We start from the raw sequence: 19,711 nt of genomic DNA, 5'->3' as shown, positions 1-19,711 counted from the left end.
CGGCGTCAGTCATCTCCACAGTGACGCCAACCGTGCGAGGACAGCATGTCCGAACCGGCCAGAAGAACGACCAACAGCCTGATCAGGACCTGCGGCGAGACGCTAGTCCGGAATTTCGTCGTGGTAGTGGCTGCCGTCCTGGTACCACAACTGACTGTCCGAGAAGAAGCTCCTGTCCAGAACGACCCGATCCCACTCGGGATCAACCGTGTGCAGCGTCAGCGCGGCGGACCAGTTCGAATACGACCAGATGTTGATCAACTTCCCGTCGGTGATCGGATCGGGCGCGAAATACCACTTCTGCCGGTCGGAGCCGTCCCGTTCCCTGATCTTGACGGGAATCCCCTGACTGATCTTGGCGTCACCGGCGTCGACGCAGAAAACCTTGCCGCCATCAGCCACCTCGATGGTCATGACGTCGCGACCGTTCTCTTCCGCCACTTTCCGGACCGTCCACCGGTGCCGCCTGTTCTTGTCCCAGGTGGAATAGCGAACGCAGCCGACATCCGCCCCGTCGGCGACACCATTCACCACAAAGAGCGTGCCCCCGTTCAAGCGGTTCACGAATAAGGCGTTCTCGTGTTCGTAGCTCACCGAGCCGAACCTCCCAGTCGACCTTCCAACGGCGATTCGAACCCTACATTGGGCGCGAACCGGGACACACCGCTCGGATAATCGTTTCACTCAATAAGGTGATCCCGCCAACGGAGCTGTGGTTGTTGAAGGGGCGATGGTGTTAGTGTTCGTTTCCGAGCTTGAGCAGACGTACGGGCCTATAGTGCGCGGACGAAAGAACTCCGGCAGGTCGGGCGTTGTTCACGCGCGGTTCCCCATTCGGAAACAGCCTGAGGGGCGATCACCAGCCCGCGTCGGCCGGGTGCGGGGCGTACACCACGCTCCAGGGGCGGTCCTGGTCCGCCTGCGGCACGCTCATCGGCTGCGGGGCGCGCTCCTCCAGCGTCGCCGCGGCGATGGCCGCGAACCGCTCGGCGGCCGGGTGCGGCGACTGCGCGGGCCAGGCGGCGGAGGTGCTCCGGTGCAGCGGGTGCCCGGTGAGGGGACGCCAGACCACGCGCGCCTCGCGGCGCGCGGTGCTCTCCGGTTCGAACGCGACGCCCTGCCCGGCCAGCACCAGGCCCAGCAGGAACTCGGTGTCGCGGGCGTGGCGGACGCGGGCCGGGGTGAAGCCGTGCCGCCCGCACACGTCCAGGACGTGGTCGTGCCAGCCCGGCGCGGTGGGGCGGGGCGGCAGGACCAGGTCGTGGCCCGCGAGGTCGGCAGGCGCCAGTTCGGCGCGCCGCGCCAGCGGCGACGCGCGCGGCAGCAGCACCCCCAGCCTGGTCCGCACGACCGGGCCGAACCGCAGGTCCGGGGCTTCGACCGGGTGGTGGACCAGCCCAACGTCGAGCCGGGCGTCGGCCAGCGCCCGCAGCTGCTCCCCCGTGGTCAGCTCCTGCAGGTCCACGTCGAGGCCGGGCAGCTGCTCGGTCAGTGCGCGCAGGAGGGCCTGGAGCACGACGGCGGGCGTCTCGGGCGGCACGCCCGCGCGCAGCACCCCCAGCGCGCCCTCGCGCACCAGGCGCGCCAGGGTGCGCATCCGCTGCTCGGCCGCGAGCAGCCCGCGCGCCTGGTCCAGCAGCAGCGCGCCCGCCGGGGTGAGCCGGACCCGGCGGCGGGAGCGGTCGAACAGCTCGACGCCCAGCTCCCGCTCCAGCCGCTGGACGGACTGGCTCAGCGGGGGTTGCGCGATGCCGAGCACCTCGGCGGCGCGGCCGAAGTGCAGCTCCTGCGCCACCACCGCGAAGTGGCGCAGGTGCCGGAGGAGATCCACGGCCCGAAGGTACGCCGGCCGCCGGCTACCGTGGCGGCGTGCTCATCGCGGAGATCTTCGACGAGGTCGGCGTCGACGCGCGCCTGCACGCGGTCGACCTCGACACCGGCCGCGAGGTCGGCGTGGGGGCCGACGAGCAGGTGGTGATCGCGTCGGTGTTCAAGGTGCTGCTCGTGCTGGAGTTCGCGCGGCAGGTGGTGGCCGGGCAGGTCGACCCCGCCGAGCGGGTGCTGGTGCGCGCGCACGACCGGTTGGGCGGCTGGGGCACGGCCGGGTGCGCCGACGACGTGGAGCTGTCCCTGCGCGACCTGGCCTACTTCACCATGTCGGTCAGCGACAACACCGCCGCCGACCTGCTGCTGCGCCGGGTCGGGCCGGACGTGCTGCCGCTGCTGGCCGCCGAGCTGGGGCTGTCCCGCACGCGGGTGCTCGGCGGGCCGCGGCAGCTGCTGGAGTCGATGTTCGACGACGTGGGGGCGCGCGACGCGGCCGAGTTCGCGCGGGTGTTCGCCACCCTGTCCGAGGAGCGGGTGCGGTCGCTGCGCGTGTTCGACCCCGAGCGCACCACCTCCAGCACGGCGCGCGAGATCACCCGGCTGCTGGCCCTGATCTGGCGCGACGAGGCGGGGCCGCCCGCCGCGTGCGCGATGGTGCGGGAGCTGATGGCGCGGCAGATGTCCTGGACCCGGCTGGCGTCCGGGTTCCCGCCCGGAGTGCGGGTGGCGGCCAAGACCGGCACCCTGCCGGGCCTGCACATGGAGGCCGGTGTGGCGCAGTACCCGGACGGCGGCCGGTACGCGATCGCGGTGTTCGCGCGCACCCAGCGGCTGGCCACCCGGCGGATCGACGTGGACCTGGCGATGGGCGAGGCGGCGCTGGCCGCGGTCGAACAGCTGCGCGCGGTGTGAACCGCGTCTCACCGCCCGCACCGGGCCGGGTCCGCCTGCCAGGACCGATACGCGGCCCGCTATCACAGCCCCGCCGCGGTGGTCTTGGACGCGCCGCGCCGGGCGTTGCTTGGCTGCGCGCCATGACCGATCCACGACTGGGCCGTCGCCGCTTCCTGGCCACCGCGGCGGGCGCGGCGGCAGGCATCCCGGTGGCCGCCGCTTCCGCGATCCCGCCCACCGCGCAGGCCGCGCCGCGCCGCCGGGGGCGGGGCGGGTCCACCGCCACGTTCCGCTGGCTGGGCACCGCCGGTTGGCGCGTCGACATCGGCGCGAAGACCGTGCTGGTGGACCCGTACCTGAGCCGCTTCGACACCGGGTTGTTCAAGCCGCCGTTCAACCCGGCCACCGGGCTGACCGTCGACGCCGAGCGCATCGCCGAGCACGCGGGCACCCCGGAGACGATCCTGGTCACCCACACCCACTGGGACCACTACAACGACGTGCCGCACATCGCGCGGCGGTCCGGCGCCAGGGTGTTCGGCACGCTCACCGCCTACCACCTCGGCCTGGCGCACGGCCTGCCCACCGGGCAGCTCAGCCCGGTCAAGGGCGGCGAGGTGCTGGACTTCGGCGAGTACACCGTGGAGGTGGTGGCCTCGCTGCACAGCCGCAACCCCTCGTACTCGATGGCCTTCCCCGGCGTGCGCACCGAGGTGCCCGCCCCGCCCGCGACGATCGCCGACCTGCCGGAGGGCGACACGCTGGCCTTCCAGATCACCCCGCGCGGCGGCCCCTCGGTGTTCTTCATGGGCGCCAGCGACTTCGTCGAGCGCAACCTGGCGGGCCTGGCCCCCGACGTGGCGATGGTCGCGGTGCCGAGCACCGACGTCACCCACGAGTACGCGCCGCGCCTGCTGGAGGCGCTGGGACGGCCCGCCATCGTGGTGCCGGTGCACTGGGACGACTTCGAGACGCCGCTGACCAACCCGCCCCCGGTCACGCCGGAGGACCGCAGGCGGCTCGACGGGTTCCTCGCCGCCGTCCGCCGGGTCGCGCCGCGCACCGAGGTATTGCTGCCGCGGTACCTGACGCCCTACACGTTCGGGTAGGCCGTCACGCGGACCGGGGCAGCGGCACCGCCTGGGGCACCGCGTCGAGCGTCAGGTCCTCCTGCGCCCGGCGCGGCGGCACCAGGAAGGGCTGCCGCTTGCGGCCCGCGAACAGCTCGCGCACCCACCGCGCGACCGCGCGCGGCGAGGGCGTGGTGTCGGGGCCGAAGTAAGCCTGGACGAGGAGGTCCTCCCCGCTGTGCGTCTCGACCGCGGCGGACCAGCCGAGGTCCTCCTCCCACAGCAGCGCCACGTCCCGGTCGGGGAAGCCGGGCAGCCTGCCGTCCAGCGCCAGGTAGGCCCCGACCGGCCGCTCGACCTGCACGAAGGAGCTCTCGCCGGACAGTCCCAGCTCCTCGGTGACCTGCCGGACGTAACCGCGAAGCCCGCGCACCTTGGCGTCGTCGAACTCCAGCTCCATCGCGCACCGCCCTCTCCACGCACGTGAGAACAACGCGCCGGCTGTTTGACGCCCACGTCCAGGTACCCCCGCCGACGGGAAGTAACCGCCCAAGATGCCCGATATGGCCGGTCTCACAACCGCGAGCCGGGCGTTCGCGCACCTCGGGCGGCCCTTGCCGGAGCGCCCCCGGTCAGAGGAAGCCGAACAGCGGCGGGAAGACCAGGGCCACCACCCACGCCCACCCCGCGTACACCGGCAGGTAGTTGGTCTGCCAGCGCTCCAGCGCCGCGAACGGCGCGCGGCGGCGGACCATCCCCAGCAGCAGCCAGGCCGACCAGGCGAGGTTGGCCAGCAGGATGACGTTCTCCCCCAGCGCCGCCGCCTTGTTGGGCGTGGTGCCGTACTCGGTGATGCGCCCGGTGATCGCCAGCAGCACCAGCACGTCGATGGCCAGCGCGCTGACCACGAGGGCCAGCTGCAGCTTGTCGAACGGGCCGGGCGGGGCCAGCGGGTCGCGCGCGGAGATCGAGTAGAGCAGCAGTCCCAGCACCACGGCCAGCAGCAGGTCGAACAGGATCAGCGCTTCCCGCTCGACGTCGATGCCCCCGCCGGTCACCCCGTAGGTGACCAGGAAGGCCAGCAGCACCGCGGTGAACAGCGGGGTGAACAGCCGCGTGAGCACCGGGGCGATGTTCTCCACGACGCTCTGCTTGGCCTCCACCAGCCACCCTGCCACCACCACCGCCCCGGCGGCCCCGCAGGGCAGCAGCCAGCGCCCCACGAAGTCCTCCGGGGATGCGCCGATGGTCTCGAAGGTGCCGAACACGAAGACGGTCAGCACCCCGCCGCCGAGGGCGATGAGGACGTAGTAGACGAACCACTCGCCGGTGAAGCGGACGAAGTCCATGCGCCTGCGCGGCGAGCGCGGGTCGTCGGCCACGTAGGCCACGCCGACCGCGAACCACAGGGCGATGAGGAGGTGGATGCTGGTCAGCACCACCGACTGGGAGTCCTCGGCGAGCGGGTAGGCGTTGGCCGCCACGGCCCCGAGCGCGAACAGCGCGAGCAGGACGCCGACCACCACCCTGCCCGCGCGACGGCGCCAGGCCAGGAAGGCTGCGAGCCAGGGCAGCACGAGCAGGCCCGCGTTGGGCCCGTAGAACGCGCCGTCCCGCTCGAAGTCCGCGCCGAACAGCTCCGGCACCTTGACCGACACCGCCGCGCCCACCGCGCACAGCACCATCGCGAGCAGCTCGCGCCGGGGCCGCCCGCCCACCGCCGGGTCGTCGGTCCCGCCGGTCAGCACCAGCTGCTTCCACAGCCGCTCCGAGTGCTCCCTGGCGAACTCGCGGGCCAGCTCGTCCAGGCTGCCCATGCGCTTGACCGCGACCAGGAACGCCTCGTCGGCGCGCAGGCCTGCGGCGCGCAGCTCCTCGACCGACCCCCGGAGGTGGTCTTCGAGCTCGTCGGTGTCGGTCTGCCGCAGCTCCCGGCGGCGGCGCACGTACTGCCGCCACTGGGCGAACTGGGCCTCCAGGTCGTCCTGCTCGCCCGTCATGCGAAGCCTCCCCGCAGAACCGCCGTCAGCGGCCTGGTCTCCCCTGAGCCGGGCCAGATCTCCTTGAGCGCGCCGACCACCGCGTCCCACTGGCGGCGCTGCTCGGCCAGCTCGGCCAGGCCACCGGAGGTGATGCGGTAGTACTTGCGCCGCCGCTCCCCGGCCACCGACTGCCAGCTGGACTCCACGTGCCCGAGGCGTTCCAGCCGGTGCAGCAGGGGGTAGAGCAGCCCCTCGGTCCAGTCCAGCTCCCCGCCGGAGAGCTCGTTGATGCGCTTGAGGATGGCGTAGCCGTAGCTGTCCCCCTCGGCCAGGATGCCCAGCACCATCGGCGTCGCCGAAGCGGCCACGAGGTCCTTGGCGACTTTCACGGGACCTCCTTCAACCCTAGAAGCATGATGCATAGTACTTCTAGGTATAGGCCGGGGCAAAACGCGCTCGTCAGCGCCACCCCACCGACCAACCCGACCCGTTGACTCATCCTTATTGTTCTATAAGAATTAGAACATGTTGTTCCGAGTCGACCCCGGCAGCAGCACCCCGCTGGGAGACCAGATCGCCGCCTGCGTGCGGAGCGCCCTCGTCAGCGCGACGCTGAAGCCGGGCGAGCGGTTGCCGCCCGCTCGGGAGCTCGCCTCCTCGCTCGGGGTGAACATGCACACCGTGCTGCGGGCCTACGCGGCACTGCGGGACGAAGGGCTGATCGAGCTGCGGCGAGGGCGTGGCGCGGTGGTGGTCTCGACCGCCCCGGACGAGCGGGCACGACTGGCCGACGCGGTGCGGGAGGTCGCCGCGACGGCCCGGCGAATCGGCATGGGCGCCGACGAAGTCGTCGCCATGATCAGGGAGGCGTTCGCATGAACCAGGTCCTTCGATGGCTGACCGGACTCGTCCTCCTGCCCGGCGCCGTGCTGGGCACCACCGCCGCGGTGGTCTCGGGCTGGGCGGACAGGCTGCCGGAGCGGATTCCCAACAAGGGCGGGGGCGACAGGCCCGTGCTCAGCACGCTGGCCACCGAGCCCCTGATCACCACCGGACTGGCCGCGATCACCGGGCTGTGGCTGCTGGGGGCGGTGGCGTTCTTCCTGGCCCGACGACTGCCCGCCCCGGCCGTGCACTGGGCGCGCACCGTGGCGCAACTGGTGGTCGCGATGCTGGTCACCGCGTTGTGCGGTGCGCTGCTGCTCATCCTGGCCCCGGCCTTGGACGCGCGGAGCCCCGAGGAGGTGCGGACGCCGTCGGCTCCGTTCGCGACAGGGCTGCCGGTGGCGGTGCTGCTGGCAGGCGCGCTCGCCCTCGCACTGGCCGGGCGGCGTTCTTCCGGGTTGCCCGCGGCAGGCGCGCCGCCCGCGAACGCGGTCCGGTTCCCGCTGGCCACGGGCGAGCGGGTGCTGTGGAGCGAGCACCGCGTGCTGCGCCCGCTGGTGTGGGCCGCCGCCGGACAGGTGCTGATCGGCGCGATCATGGCGGTGGTGTTCGGGCTGTCGCTGGGCGCCGGGTACGCGCCGATCGGTCTGGCCGTGGCGCTCACCGCGGTGGCGACGCTGGCGATCAGCCGGTACCGACTGGTGGTGGACGAGCACGCGGTGCGAGTGGCCACCGGACCGTTCCGGCGCGAGTTCCCCATGACCACCGTCGAGTACGCCACCAGTTCCCGCCTGAACGCAGGCGACTGGTTGACGGCCGGGGTGCTCCACGGCTACGGCACCGTGATGGCGCCCGCGCCGGGCCCGGTCGTGCGACTGGTGTTCGCCGACGGCAGCGGGTTCACCGCGGGCTGCGAGGACGCCGACACCCTGGCCGCGCTGATCAACAGCCTGCGCCACCGCCAGTACACGGCCTAGTGCCGCAGTCGCATGCGTGACCGTCATCGGTGACGTGGTGACGGTCACCGCCCCGGGCACACCATCAAGCCCTCGGCGGCCACCACCACCGCACTGCGTCCACGGTCGTGCCCGGTCCGGTGTTGAAAGCAGAGCACGGATGCCGGGGCGTGTGTCCGCGCGATGTTGACGAGCTCCTCGAACAGCGGCGTCATCGCGGGTTCAAGTCGTACACCACCGCCGTCGTGCTCCGGTCGAGCAGACAGGTCTCGAAGCCGAGACCGAGAAGCGCGAGTTCGGTCCCGACTCTGGCCAGCCCGGCCTCGACCTGAGCGGCGTCAACCGTCGGGAACGCGTCGTTCGGCGCCGAGGGGTCGCCGACGACCTGTGGGTCGAGACCTACGTTGAGCACAGGGGGCATACGGCCGCACAACCAGTCCACCGCGGTGTCATCCATGCTGGATTCACGCATATGCATGTGGGATCGGCTCAAGCCGTGGACGTGCTGACGAACCTGCTCCAGCGTTCGCGCGCCGGTTCACCGCGCTGCTCGGCGTGGCACCCCGCCGTTGGCGGCGAACCGGATCAGGCACAACCGCTTCGAGGACGTGACTCGGTGCTCCGGCGGCCGGAGCACCGAGCCAGTGCTGCGTCACGCGACCTCGGCTGCCTCCACAGAGACTCCCGATACCTGGAACCTTGATTCATCGCAGTTCCAGGCATCGGGGCGGGCGCGTCAGCCCCGGCCCATCGGCTTGCGGGCCTCGACGAGGAAGCGGCGGGAGTGGGCGACGAACGCCCCCTCGGCCTGAATCCGCTCGTGCAGCGCGGCCAACCGGTCGCGGTACTTCTCGACGGTGAAGTCGGGGACGAACCAGATCACCTTGCGCAGGAAGTAGACGACCGCGCCGATGTCGAAGAACTCCATCCGGAGCTCGGCGGTCCGCAGGTCCACGACCTCCAGCCCGGCCGCCTCCGCCCTGGCCCTGGCCAGTTCCGGATCGCGGTCGCCGCGCCCCGGCTGCCGGGGGCCGAGGAAGAAGTCGGAGATCTCGTGACCGCTGTCCGGACCGATCTGCTGGGAGAAGTAGGTGCCGCCCGCCGTCAGCACGCGGGCGATCTCGGCCCAGTGCGTGGTCACCGGGTGGCGGCTGGTGACCAGGTCGAAGGTGCCGTCGGCGAAGGGCAGCGGCGGCTGGTCCGCGTCGGCGACCACGACGACGCCCTTGTCGCGCAGGTTCTCCTGCGCCCGCGCGAGGTTCGGCGGCCATGACTCGGTGGCGACCATGGCCTTGGCGGCGCGCTGCGGGATGCCCGCCAGCACCTCGCCGCCGCCGGTCTGGACGTCCAGGCTCATCACCGCGCGGCCCACCCGCTCGCCCATCAGCCGCTGGTAGCCCCAGGGCGGCCGTTCCTCGGTGGCGCGGCCGTGGAGCCAGGAGAAGTCCCAGCCGGTGACGTCAACCGCGTCGGCCTCCGCGACCAGTTCGTCGAAATCCCCGCTCATGGCTCGAACCATCGCAGGGACCGCGCCGTTCCTCCAACCCGATAACGGGATCGGCGCGGCGCACCGGACCGGTCGGCGTGAGAGGGTGGGCCGTCAACCCGCAGGTCCGAAGCAGCAAGGTGTCCCATGCCCACCGATACCGACGAGAACACCCCCGCCGCACCGCTCCCGTCCGGCTCGCTGGCCATGCTGCTGGTGGGCGCGGGCCGCGCGGCGCAACGCCGCATCGAGAAGGCGTTGGCGCCGCACGGGTTGACCCTGCGCCACCTCGGCGCGCTGGGCCACCTGTCCCGGCGGCCCGACATGTCCTACAGCGACCTCGCCCGCCGGGCCGGGGTGACCACCCAGAGCATGCACGCCACGGTGCGGCAGCTGCAGGAGCTCGGCGCCATCGACAAGGAGCCGACCGGGCAGGGGCAGCGCGCCCGCCTGGACGTCACCGCCAAGGGGCGCGAGGTGCTGGCCGAGGTGGCGGCGACGCTGCGCGAACTCGACGCCGAGCTGTCGCGGGACCTGCCGGAGGGCGGGGAGCGCTTCAAGTCCTTCCTCATCGGGCTCACCGCGAACTCCGACGGGACCACCTGAACTATCAGCCAGACTTTAAGTCTGTCTGATAGTCTGCCTCCGTCGTCCCCCGAAGGAGGCACCGTGTCCGCACCCATGAAGCTCGACCTGTCCGAGCAGGACGCCAAACCCGTCGAGGTGGCGTTCCTCGTCGCCCCCGGCTACAACCCCGTCGACATCATCGGCCCGCACACCGCGCTGGGCATCCTCCCCGGCGTGAACGTGCACCTGGTGTGGAAGAACACCGAGGAGGTCATGGGCCAGCCGGTCTTCCCCACCCGACCGACGACCAGCTACGCCGACTGCCCCCGCGACCTGGACGTCCTCTACGCCGGGGCGGTCGGCGCGGAGGTGTTCGAGGACGAGGAGACCCTGGAGTTCCTCGCCGACCGCGGCAGCCGCGCCCGCTGGGTGGCCGGGTCCTGCGGGGGCGCGCTGCTGATGGGCGCGGCGGGCCTGCTGCGCGGCTACCGCGCGACCACCAACTTCCACTGCGTGGACCTGCTGCCCTACTTCGGCGCGACCCACGCGCCCGGCAACGTCGTCGAGGACCGCAACCGCATCACCGCGGGCCCCGCCACCGGCGGCTTCGAGATCGCCTTCCGCATCATCCAGGACATGTTCGGCGACGAGCGGGCGCGGGAGTCCATCCTGCACGCCGAGTACGCGCCCAAGCCGCTGTTCGACGTCGGGACGCCGGAACTGGCCGGTCCCGAGCTCACCGCCCGCGCCAAGGCGCAGGTTCAGCCGATGGTCGCGCCGTTCACCGACATCGCCAAGCGCGCCGCCGAGCGCCTCGGCGTCTGACGGGCGTCCACATCCCGCCGCACGGCCTCACCCTCGCCGAGGCCGTGCGGCGCTGTAGCAAGACGCTTGGGAGTTCCGACCTGCGGTTGTCATCGCAAAGCTAGGATCAGGCCATGCCCAGGCCTCCGCTGCACGAGCTGACCACCGAGACGCTCGCCGACCGCGCCTACCGCGCCGTGCACGAGGCCATCGGCTCCGGTGAGCTGCGCCCCGGCGAGCGGATCACCGAGCGCGGCCTGGCCGAACGGCTCTCGGTCAGCCCGACGCCGATCCGCGAGGCCATCCGACGGCTGGAGCAGGACGGGCTGGTCGAGCGCACCGGCCCACGCACGGTCGTCGTCGCCACCATCGGCGAGGCCGCCGTCCAGGACCTGGCCGAGGTGCAGGTCGCGCTGCGCGGCCTGGTCGCCCGGTTCGCCGCCCGGCACGCCACGCCCGCGCAGCTGGACCACCTGGACGAAATCCTCGACGACGCCGACGACCTGGCGATCCTCGTCCAGCAGCACCGCGCCGCCGGCCGGTCGGCCGACCGGCAGATCACGGCGCTGCTGGACACCATGCAGCGCTTCAACGACACGGTGACCGCGTGCGCGGGCAACCCCGTGCTCGCCCGCCTGCTGGAGCAGACCAGCGTCTTCTCCCGCGCCGAACGCCGGACCCGCCTGCTCGAACGGGTCACCGCCGACGACCGCTTCGGCGTCGACCGCTACGCCAGCCACCGCGCGCTGGTCCGCGCGCTGCGCGCGGGCGACTCCGCCGAGGCCGAGCGGATCGTCACCGAGGACGCCCGCGGCGGCCTCGACGACCTGCGCCGCGCCACTGGCCACCCAGTGCCCGACCAGCTCACAGCGCCCGAGCAGCCCCCGGCGAGCTGACCGGGCCACGGGCGTCAGGACCGCAGCGCCTCGACCGCGACGAAACGGCTCCTGACGTTGTCGGTGAGCCGCTTGAGGCCGAGCAGCTCCAGCACGGCCCGCCGCGACGCCTCCTGGCCGAGGTTGCCGTTCCGCTCGGCCACGTGGTCGAGCAGCGCCGCCAGCTCGCTCGGGGGCACCTCGTCGAGGGAGCGCGGCCCCAGGTGGCGCGTCCGCACCTCCGGCTGGTCGGGCAGCCGGTACGTGCGCGCCCTGACCCAGCTCTCGCGCAGCGGGTTGTCCTCGACCAGCTTGCCCTCGCGCACCGCTTGGGAGATGGCCTTGTTCAGCTCGCCCGCGATCTGCTTGGTGACCCTGATCGAGCCCGAGGCCCGGACGTAGGCGGTGTGCAGCCTGCTGCCCAGCACGGGCCCCTCGGCCGCGACGATGCGCACCAGGCCGTCGAGCAGCTCCCGCCGCGACGCCCCGCCGACCTGGATCACGGTCCCGTCGAACTCCTCGTACGGGGCGAGCACGGAACCCCCGACGGGGGCCGCCACCGATTCGGCGACCGTCACGGGCGGCAGCTCGTCCTCGTGCTCCACCACGTGCTCCACGACGTGCTCCACGACGGCGGGCGCGACAACCACCGGTGCGCGCACGGCCTGCACCGGAGCGGCGGGTCCGGGCACCACCGGTCGCGGCGCAGCCACCACCGGTTCAGGCACCACGGGTTCCGACGCGACCGCCTCCGGTGCGGGCGCCCCGGCCGACGGGTCGTCACCGTCCGAGGTCCACCCGGAGGGGTGGATCTCCAGCTCGTGCAAGGCGTCCCACAGCCGGGCCAGCACCGCGGGCCGGTCGGCGTAGAACTCCGACTCGCGGATGCGGAAGAACCGCCAGCCGCACCGCTCCAGGTCCCGCTGCCTGGCCATGTCGCGCTCGTACGCGTCGGGCCCGTGCCAGGCGTCGCCGTCGCACTCGACCGCCAGCCTGGCCTTGGCCCCCACGACCACCAGGTCGATCCGGTAGCCCTGGGCCGGGAACTGCGGGACGACGCTGTACCCGCGGTCGACCAGCCGGTTGAACACCCGCTGCTCGAACAGCGAGTCGAAGGGCTCCACCTTCCGGTCCTCCGGCACGGCCGTGCTCCTGGCCCCGTCCACGCCTTCCGCCCGCCCGGACAGCGCGTAGCAGTAGTCGAGCAGCTGGAACCGCATGTCCTCGGGGTTGCCGAGGTCGGACAGGCGCAGGGAGTGGAACACCCACATCTGGTCCTTGGCGCGGGAGGCGGCGACGTTGAAGCGCTGGACGTACATGTCCTGGGTCAGCGCGCCGATCCGCTTGCCCGGCTCCGCCGCCTTGACCATGGACAGGAACATCACGTCGCGCTCGGAGCCCTGGAAGTCCGCCGAGTCCCCGCAGCGCAGCTCGCGCGCCCGCCACTCCTCCGGCGGGATGCGCTCCAGCAGCCGCTTCTCGATCGCCTTCGCCTGGGCGCGGCCGAGCAGCGACACGACGCCGAAGGTCAGGCCGTCGTAGCGCGGGTCGGCGACGCACTTCTCGATCTGGTCGACGATGGCGTCCGCCTCGACCGGGTTGACCTTGTCGGTCGAGCCTCGCTCGTAGCCGTTGTCGAGGAACACCGGCTTGACCGGCTCCAGGCGGTCCGCGCCGTACTGGCGCACGGGCACCAGTCGGATGCCGTCGGGCTCGTAGGCGATCCGGTTGGAGAAACCGATGATCTCGGGCACGCAGCGCCGGTGCTCGACCAGCGTGATCATGCCTTCGAACAGCTTCTTGGCGTGGTCGAACAGGCTGTACTTGGGTTCCTGCCAGGTGGCGCGGTAGGGGTCGTCCCACAGGTACTGGTCGGCGAGGTCGCGCAGCTGCTGCCGGTCGACGCCCACGGCCGTGGGCGAGACCTGCTTGTCGTCGCCGATGACCACGATCTTGGGTGCGAGGTACTGCAGGAACGTCGCCTCCAGGCCCGCCTGCGACGCCTCGTCGACGATCACCACGTCGAACATGTCGGGCTGGACGCGGAACTGCTCGGCGATCCGGTAGATCGGCATGATCCACACCGGCACCGCCGGGCGGCAGCGGTCCATGGCGGCCTTGATGTCGGCCCTGCGCTGCTCGGCGTACACGCCGGTGCCCTTGCCGAGCAGCTTGACCAGCTGGGCGTACTGGAGCAGGTCGGCGCGGGCCTTGCCGGACAGCCGCTCCGGCGACACGGCGTGCGCCCACGCCCGCTCGGCCGCCAGCCGCTCGACCCGGCCGCGCACCTGCTCCTCGACGTGCAGCACCTCGGCCTGCAGGGCGTTGACGTCCGCGTCGCCGCGACCGAGCACCCACTCCCGCGCCACGGCCCACGCCCACGCGGCGTCCCAGTCGGCCAGCCGCTGCGCCCAGGCGGGGTCGCGCGGGTCCGCCGAGACGGCCTCGTGCACCCTGGGCAGCAGCCGCGCCAGCGCCGCCGCGATCTCGTCCCGGCGGCGCACCAGCCCGGCGACCTCGGTCAGGCGCACCAGCCTGTGGTGCGCGACCGCGTAGGACTCGTGGTCGCGCTCCTCGGCGGCCCGCGCCAGGTGCCGCACGCACGGCGCGGCGTCGGCCCACCGCGCCACCTCGGCGGTGGTGCGCGCGACCTCCAGCAGCGGCAGGGTGGCGGCGGTGCGGGCGTCGGACGCGGTGGCGGCGTCGACGAGCCGGGCGTAGGTCTGCACGGCGTCGAGGTCGTCCCAGTTCGGACGGGGCAGGCCCAGTTCCGCCAGGCCGCGCTCCTCGGCTTCGAGGGCTTCACCCAGCGCCAGCACGCGGCGCAGCTGCGCCAGCTCGGTCACGTGCCACTGGAGCCGTTCGCTGAGGGTGTCCTCGGCGGGGATGCGCACCGAGTCGGGCCAGGCCCGGTCCAGCGCGTCCAGCGCCCTGGTGGCCTCGGCCCACATCAGGAACGCGTCGAGCTGGTCGGCGGTGGTGGGCGGGACGCCGTTGACGCGCACCGCCTGGAACAGCGGCTGGGCCTGCTTGACCGCCTTCGAGGTGAACGCCCCGATCTTGGGCGAGCCGTCCGGGTTGGTCTTGAGCCCGCCGCCGTCGCCGACGTGCGTGCGGAGCGTGCCGGCCAGCGCGACGAGCGCGCCCGTGTCACCGGGGCCGACGCGCACCTCGGTGAGCGGGCCGAGCCGGTCGACGAGGGGTTCGACGCGCCCGATGAGCTGGGCGACCTGGTTTCCGCGCGACCGCCAGTGGTTCGCGCGGCCGGACAGCACGTCGGACAGCGCGTCGTCCATCCACTCCTCGCGCCGCCGCGACAGGTCCTCGGCTTCGCGCGCGAAGCCGTTGAGCCGCTGCCGCAGCGCGGTCCGCGTGGCCTGGTCGAGCCCGCGGACGGCGTCGAAGGCGGTGTGCCGGGTGAGCTCGCCGTGCCCCTCCTCGGCCTCGATGGCCCGCCGCTCGGCGATCACCAGGGCGAAGAACTCCTCGGGGGCGGGCACGTCGGTCAGGGGCAGCAACCTGAGCCGGGCTTCGGGCTCGTCGGCGATCAGCGCGTCGTCCACCACGCTCCGGTGCCACTCGGCGATGTCGCCCGCCGGGACCGGGGACGGCGCGGCACCGCCCGTGGTGACCAGGTCGGCCAGCCAGCCGAACCGCTCCCGCTCCTCCTCCACGCGCCGCGCGATGGCCGCGAGCGTGCCGCGGTAGTCGCCGACCTCGTGCTCGGTCACCTCCTCGCCGCGCGCGTCGAGCAGCCGCCGGTACAGCCCGGCGCGACGTGCCCGGAGGGCCTCGATGGCCGCGAGGTGCTCGTCGATGGCCCGACGCGCGGCGCCCGCGTCGTACTCGCCCGCCACGTCGCTGATCCGCTCCACGGCGACCTTGAGGTCGGCCAGGTCCGAGCGCGAGGAGCCGACGACCGAGACGGCCAGCGGCGCGATGGCCTCGGGCAGCTTCGCCCGCACCTCCTTCAGCGCGCGGTCGGTGTGCGCGGTGACCAGGACGCGCTTGCCCTGCGCGAGCAGGTGGGACAGCAGTGCGGCGACGGTGTGCGTCTTGCCCGTGCCGGGCGGGCCCTGGACCAGGGTCTGGGCCTTGGCGTCGACCTGCGTGAGGACGCGCAGCTGGCGCTCGTTGACCGGCAGCGGCAGGAAGGGCTCGGTGTCCAGCTCGACCAGCGCCCCCGGCTCGGGCGAGCGCCGCGCGGCGGGCCGGTGGTCCGGGTCGACCAGCGGGAGCAGGCCGTCCGGGACGACACCGGACTCGCCCAGCTGCGCGGCGACGGAGTCGAGGATGTCGACGATCCCCTGCCGGGAGCGCCTGCGCAGGACGAGGGCGGGCGCGAACGCCGCCACGGCGTGCGGGCCGGGCTTCTGGACGTCGTCCTCGTCCACGTAGGCGGCATCGCCGTCGAGGGCGTGCACCAGCTTGCGCAGCACCTCGCCCACGACACCGCGGTGCAGGGCGGCGGTGGTGACCTCGCGGGCCTCGTTCCTGATCCGGGCGACGTGCTGGGGGTTGGCCACGCGGCCGGGGTCGAGCATGTCCAGCTCGACGTTCAGGCCGTCCGCGGCCTCGGCCTGGTGGACGGCCAGCCGCCCGGTGGCGTCGTCGAAGTGGATCACGGCGGGCGCGGTGGCCAGGTGCCGCCGCACGACGGGGTGGCCGGGCGGCGACCACGACAGGCAGCCCGCGCCGACGACCAGTTCCAGCTCCTCGCCGTGCCCGGTCGCGGTGACGTAGGTGGAGAACAGGTCGTTGTAGACCTCCCGCGCGGGCCGGTCGGCCCGCTCGCGCTCGGCCCACCGCGTCCAGCGGGCCTCCCACTCGGCGTGGGCCTCGCGGATCTCGGGCGCGTCGTCGAGCGCGGTGCGCCGCTCGCCCTCGCCGATCGACTCCCTCAGACGCGGCGCGTCGTCGGGGTCGTCCCACGCCCCGTCCAGCCACGGCCGCAGCTCCTCCGCCGGCTCCGGCGGCTCCTGGTGCGGAACCCGTTCGACCACGAGCAGGGCGTCACCGGCCTCCGGCGCCTCCGCGCGGTGGGCGGACCGGATGGCGGGGTGCTCGGGCAGCCGCCCGAACCACAGCACCGAGTCGTAGCTGTCGGTGGTGCGGGGCGAGTTCGACTTGAGCTGCTGGCTGCGCGCGAGGAACTGGAAGAGCCGTATCGCCCGATCAACCGCCGCGCCTCGCTGATCCGGAGCAGCGTCGTTGCTCGCCACAGCCATTCCCCTTCCGCACACCGAACCGATCACGCTGATCATCGTTCGTGGCGCGTACGGCGATACGGCCGACACCGCACTGTTATGAACACCGAGGTGTGAACACCAAGCGCAGTTTCTCGACCACGTTTCGCATTAATGCGGTGCCCCTCCTCGGGAATTCGGACCAATCCCCGGCGGACCGCAGGATCAGTCGCGGTACGCGGCCGCCGCGATCCGGGCGAACGACCCGACCAGCGGGTTGGTGTTCGCCTCGTGCCAGGCCAGCACCACCGGGCTGGGCGCCATGTCGACCACCGGCACCACGACCAGCCCCTCGGGCTGGTCGTGCCCGAGCGGGGCCAGTCCGACCGTGCCGTTCCACAGCACGGCCTGCCTGCACTCCTGGACGGCGCGCACCACCGGGCCCTCGCGGGGCTCGCCGCCGCTCCAGTACGACCGCCAGGCCGGGTCGGTGCCGTCGGGGAACCGGAACCAGCGCCGGTCGGCCAGGTCGGCCAGCTCCAGGTGGTCGCGGCGGGCGAGCGGATCGCTGGCGCGCAGCACCGCGCCGACCGGGTCGGCGCGCAACTCGCGCACCACCAGGCCGGTGCCGTCGAACGGACCTCGGGTCAGCGCGATGTCCACCAGCCCGGCGCGCAGCCCGCAGGTGGGGTCGGTCAGGTCGGTCTCGCGGACGTGGACCTCCACGTCCGGGTGGCGGCGGCGGTAGGCGGCGGCCAGCCGCGCCACGCCGGGGTCGCCGATCTCGCCCAGGATGCCCACCGCGATGGTCGTGGCGCCCGCCGCCGCGGCCACCCGCACGCGCGCCCGCTCGGCCTGGTCGAGCAGCGCGCGGGCCTCGTCCAGCAGCGCCACGCCCGCCGGGGTCAGCGCGACCCCCGCGGCGGAGCGCCGCAGCAGGGTGGCGGCGAGGTCGGTCTCCAACTGCCTGATCGCCCGGCTCAGCGGCGGCTGGCTCATGTGGAGCCGCGCGGCGGCCCGGCCGAAGTGGAGCTCCTCGGCGACGGCCACGAAGTAGCGCAGCGTCCGCAGTTCCATCACCGCCGAAGATACCCGCCGGGTATCGGCGATGCGGAACCGGTCTTGGACCGCGGGCTCCGCGCGGTGCTGCACTGGAGTCGATCAACCGCACCGCAGTTGTCGAGGAGACGCACCATGTCCGAGTACCCGTTCCCCGATCCCGTCGTCGAGATCGCCGACGTCCAGGAGTTGGCCCGCGACGTGGTGGTGATCCCGAACCGGGACGTGGACCTCGTGCCCAACATCGGGGTGATCGGCGGAACGCACTCGGTCCTGGTCGTCGACACCGGTCTGGGGCCGCGCAACGCCGAGACCGTGCTGGCGTTCGCCTCCGAGTACGCCAACGGCCGCAGGCTCTACCTGACCACGACCCACTTCCACCCCGAGCACGCGTTCGGCGCGCGGGTGTTCGCCGGGGAGGCGACGTACCTGGTCAACACGGCGCAGGCGGAGGACCTGGCGGTCAAGGGCGAGGGCTACCTCGCGATGTTCCGGCAACTCGGCGAACCGGTCGCGCGTGCACTGGAGGGCACCGGGATTCCGGTGCCGGACAGCACCTACGACGGAACCCGCGAACTCGACCTGGGTGGCCGGGTGGTGCTGCTGCGGCCCACCGGGCGCGCCCACAGCAAGGGCGACCAGGTGGTCACCGTCCCCGACGCGGACGTGATGTTCACCGGCGACTTGGCGGAGGCGGGGCAGTTCGCGATCTTCCCGTGGTTCCCGCCGCACGACACCGACGTCTCCGGCATCCGCTGGATCGAGGTCGTGGAACGCCTCGTCGGGGAGCGGCCCCGCGTCGTGGTTCCCGGTCACGGCGCGGTCGGCGACACCGGCCTGCTCACCCAGGTCCGGGACTACCTCGTGGAACTGCGCGACGAGACCTGGGCGCGCCGGGACTCGGCCGTGCCCGAGGAGACCATCGCCGAGGAGGTCCGGGCGCTGATGGTCCAGAGGCACCCCGAATGGCGGCTGCCGGAGTGGGTCGAGCGGGGCGTCGGCTGCCTGTGCGCCGAGTGGCCCGGTCCCCGCGATCAGGGGCGCAGCAGGTAGCCCAGCAGTCGGCGGCGCTGCGCGGCGTTGTCCGGCCGCGGGTCGAACACCGCGTCGAGCAGCGGCAGCACCCGCTCGCGCGCTTCGCGGGTGCGCATGACCCGCCGCCACAGCGCCAGGTTCAAGCGGTAGCGCCACTTCGGGGTGGTCGCCAGCCGCAGGACGTTGGCCACGTTGCGGCGGGTCCTGTCGGGCAGGGCGCGCACGTCCTCGGGTGTGGCCAGCAGCGACTCCGGCAGCACGTCGAGGCCGTGCGCGGTCATGAAGCCGAAGTCCGTCGGCCACGCCGCCGCCCACAGGTAGTCGACCATCCGGCACCAGCCGCGCAGGAAGGTGATCTCCAGCTCGGGCCACGGCGCGGCGTCGATGTCGGCGATCGCGTCGACGACCACGTCCAGGCACGTCTTGTGCGCCTTCCACAGCGCCATGCGCGCCGGTTCCGGGTCCGCCTGCCCGCTCCCGTCGACCAGGGTGAAGTAGGCGCGCCAGTCGGCCACCGCGTCGACCAGCTCCGCCGGTGCGGTCCCGCCCACCGCGTAGCGGAACCGGGAGCGGGTCGGCGGGTCGGCGACCGGCAGGGCGGGCACCACCCCGGCGGCCACGGCCCCCAGCCACGGGACGACGCAGAGGGTGTAGTTGCCGTAGCCCCACGGCGCGTCGGGGTCGATCCGCCCGTCCCGCCGCGCGCTCGCGCCGAGGCGGCCGGTGCGGAACTGCCACTGGTGCTGGAACATCAATCCCCACAACGGGTTGTGCCGGTTGTCGGCGCCGAACCGGTCCGCCGGGTTGGTGTTGTCGATCATCAGCCGGTAGGCGGCCATCCGCTGCTCGAAGGAGAACGGGTCGAACACCTCCCGCAGGTCCGGCGCCGTTGTCCAGACCGAGTACAGGTCCAGTGCCGCCAGCTCGTCGGGGTGGGCCATGGCCGGGATTCTGCGCGGGGCGCGGGGCGGTGTCCAGCGCCCCGGAGCGCTCGCGGCGGCGGGCCGCACCGGGGAAGAGCAGGTGACCCCGCCCGCAGCCAGTTCCGGTTGGCGGTGCGGGATTCACCCGGAGGTGTGTCGTGT

18 protein-coding genes are annotated in these 19,711 nt (G+C 72.9%); 8 read left to right on the top strand and 10 right to left on the bottom strand.

The genetic code is table 11. From position 1 onward, the window contains the following. Window positions 1-102: 102 nt before the first annotated feature. Window positions 103-594: an RICIN domain-containing protein gene (locus IEZ00_RS23475; RefSeq protein WP_189225474.1), complete on the bottom strand. Its 492-nt coding sequence runs from the start codon at window positions 592-594 to the stop codon at window positions 103-105. A gap of 262 nt (window positions 595-856) precedes the next feature. After that, the gene (locus IEZ00_RS23470) at window positions 857-1,831 is read right to left on the bottom strand and encodes a LysR family transcriptional regulator (RefSeq protein ID WP_189225473.1); all 975 of its coding nucleotides are present in this window, start codon (window positions 1,829-1,831) and stop codon (window positions 857-859) included. A 38-nt stretch (window positions 1,832-1,869) separates the two neighbouring features. On the opposite strand from IEZ00_RS23470, the gene IEZ00_RS23465 reads away from it, so the two are divergent. Further along, the gene (locus IEZ00_RS23465; protein ID WP_229796017.1) at window positions 1,870-2,739 is read left to right on the top strand and encodes a serine hydrolase; all 870 of its coding nucleotides are present in this window, start codon (window positions 1,870-1,872) and stop codon (window positions 2,737-2,739) included. Between the two features lie 122 nt (window positions 2,740-2,861). Next, a complete protein-coding gene (locus IEZ00_RS23460) occupies window positions 2,862-3,830 on the top strand; it encodes an MBL fold metallo-hydrolase (RefSeq protein WP_189225472.1) in 969 nt (322 codons plus the stop codon). Window positions 3,831-3,834: 4 nt separating this feature from the next. On the opposite strand, the gene IEZ00_RS23455 is transcribed toward IEZ00_RS23460, so the two are convergent. The 3 genes from IEZ00_RS23455 to IEZ00_RS23445 all read right to left on the bottom strand — a co-directional run bounded on the left by IEZ00_RS23455 (window position 3,835) and on the right by IEZ00_RS23445 (window position 6,162). Then, entirely contained in the window at window positions 3,835-4,251 is a 417-nt protein-coding gene (locus IEZ00_RS23455; protein ID WP_189225471.1) for a DUF6292 family protein, read from the bottom strand. Between the two features lie 172 nt (window positions 4,252-4,423). Then, window positions 4,424-5,791: a permease prefix domain 1-containing protein gene (locus IEZ00_RS23450; RefSeq protein ID WP_189225470.1), complete on the bottom strand. Its 1,368-nt coding sequence runs from the start codon at window positions 5,789-5,791 to the stop codon at window positions 4,424-4,426. Then, window positions 5,788-6,162 carry a PadR family transcriptional regulator gene (locus IEZ00_RS23445; RefSeq protein ID WP_189225469.1) on the bottom strand — a complete coding sequence of 125 codons (375 nt, stop codon included), beginning with the start codon at window positions 6,160-6,162 and terminating at the stop codon, window positions 5,788-5,790. The genes IEZ00_RS23450 and IEZ00_RS23445 overlap by 4 nt, the downstream gene beginning before the upstream one ends. 136 nt (window positions 6,163-6,298) lie before the next feature. On the opposite strand from IEZ00_RS23445, the gene IEZ00_RS23440 reads away from it, so the two are divergent. Next, window positions 6,299-6,652, top strand: a complete 354-nt coding sequence (locus tag IEZ00_RS23440) for a GntR family transcriptional regulator (protein WP_189225468.1) — start codon at window positions 6,299-6,301, stop codon at window positions 6,650-6,652. After that, window positions 6,649-7,635: a hypothetical protein gene (locus tag IEZ00_RS23435; protein ID WP_189225467.1), complete on the top strand. Its 987-nt coding sequence runs from the start codon at window positions 6,649-6,651 to the stop codon at window positions 7,633-7,635. The genes IEZ00_RS23440 and IEZ00_RS23435 overlap by 4 nt, the downstream gene beginning before the upstream one ends. Before the next feature lie 190 nt (window positions 7,636-7,825). Here the strand turns inward: IEZ00_RS23435 and IEZ00_RS23430 are convergent, their stop codons facing one another. Together IEZ00_RS23430 and IEZ00_RS23425 are read right to left on the bottom strand one after the other, a co-directional pair. Next, the gene (locus tag IEZ00_RS23430) at window positions 7,826-8,071 is read right to left on the bottom strand and encodes a hypothetical protein (RefSeq protein WP_189225466.1); all 246 of its coding nucleotides are present in this window, start codon (window positions 8,069-8,071) and stop codon (window positions 7,826-7,828) included. Window positions 8,072-8,350: 279 nt separating this feature from the next. Next, entirely contained in the window at window positions 8,351-9,121 is a 771-nt protein-coding gene (locus IEZ00_RS23425; protein WP_189225465.1) for a class I SAM-dependent methyltransferase, read from the bottom strand. A 126-nt stretch (window positions 9,122-9,247) separates the two neighbouring features. On the opposite strand from IEZ00_RS23425, the gene IEZ00_RS23420 reads away from it, so the two are divergent. The 3 genes from IEZ00_RS23420 to IEZ00_RS23410 all read left to right on the top strand — a co-directional run bounded on the left by IEZ00_RS23420 (window position 9,248) and on the right by IEZ00_RS23410 (window position 11,367). Beyond that, on the top strand, window positions 9,248-9,706 hold the full coding sequence (locus tag IEZ00_RS23420; protein WP_189225464.1) for a MarR family winged helix-turn-helix transcriptional regulator: 459 nt from the start codon (window positions 9,248-9,250) through the stop codon (window positions 9,704-9,706). Window positions 9,707-9,769: 63 nt separating this feature from the next. Next, a complete protein-coding gene (locus IEZ00_RS23415) occupies window positions 9,770-10,492 on the top strand; it encodes a DJ-1/PfpI family protein (protein WP_209616855.1) in 723 nt (240 codons plus the stop codon). A gap of 113 nt (window positions 10,493-10,605) precedes the next feature. Then, window positions 10,606-11,367, top strand: coding sequence for a GntR family transcriptional regulator (locus IEZ00_RS23410; RefSeq protein WP_189225463.1), 762 nt, complete (start codon window positions 10,606-10,608; stop codon window positions 11,365-11,367). Between the two features lie 14 nt (window positions 11,368-11,381). Here the strand turns inward: IEZ00_RS23410 and IEZ00_RS23405 are convergent, their stop codons facing one another. Together IEZ00_RS23405 and IEZ00_RS23400 are read right to left on the bottom strand one after the other, a co-directional pair. Then, complete coding sequence (locus tag IEZ00_RS23405; protein ID WP_229796016.1) at window positions 11,382-16,568, bottom strand: PDDEXK-like endonuclease domain-containing protein; 5,187 nt, start codon at window positions 16,566-16,568, stop codon at window positions 11,382-11,384. Between the two features lie 189 nt (window positions 16,569-16,757). After that, window positions 16,758-17,609 carry a LysR family transcriptional regulator gene (locus tag IEZ00_RS23400; RefSeq protein ID WP_189225461.1) on the bottom strand — a complete coding sequence of 284 codons (852 nt, stop codon included), beginning with the start codon at window positions 17,607-17,609 and terminating at the stop codon, window positions 16,758-16,760. Between the two features lie 117 nt (window positions 17,610-17,726). Between IEZ00_RS23400 and IEZ00_RS23395 the strand changes: the two genes are divergently transcribed. Continuing rightward, window positions 17,727-18,644, top strand: a complete 918-nt coding sequence (locus IEZ00_RS23395) for an MBL fold metallo-hydrolase (RefSeq protein WP_189225460.1) — start codon at window positions 17,727-17,729, stop codon at window positions 18,642-18,644. Here IEZ00_RS23395 and IEZ00_RS23390 read toward each other — a convergent pair. Continuing rightward, a complete protein-coding gene (locus IEZ00_RS23390; protein ID WP_189225459.1) occupies window positions 18,626-19,567 on the bottom strand; it encodes a Leg1-related protein in 942 nt (313 codons plus the stop codon). The genes IEZ00_RS23395 and IEZ00_RS23390 overlap by 19 nt on opposite strands. Between the last annotated feature and the right edge of the window lie 144 nt (window positions 19,568-19,711).

The sequence above is a fragment of the Saccharothrix coeruleofusca genome (assembly GCF_014648515.1).
In the GTDB taxonomy this organism is placed as follows: Bacteria; Actinomycetota; Actinomycetes; order Mycobacteriales; family Pseudonocardiaceae; genus Actinosynnema; species Actinosynnema coeruleofuscum.
This window is presented reverse-complemented; position numbering and strand designations above follow the sequence as displayed.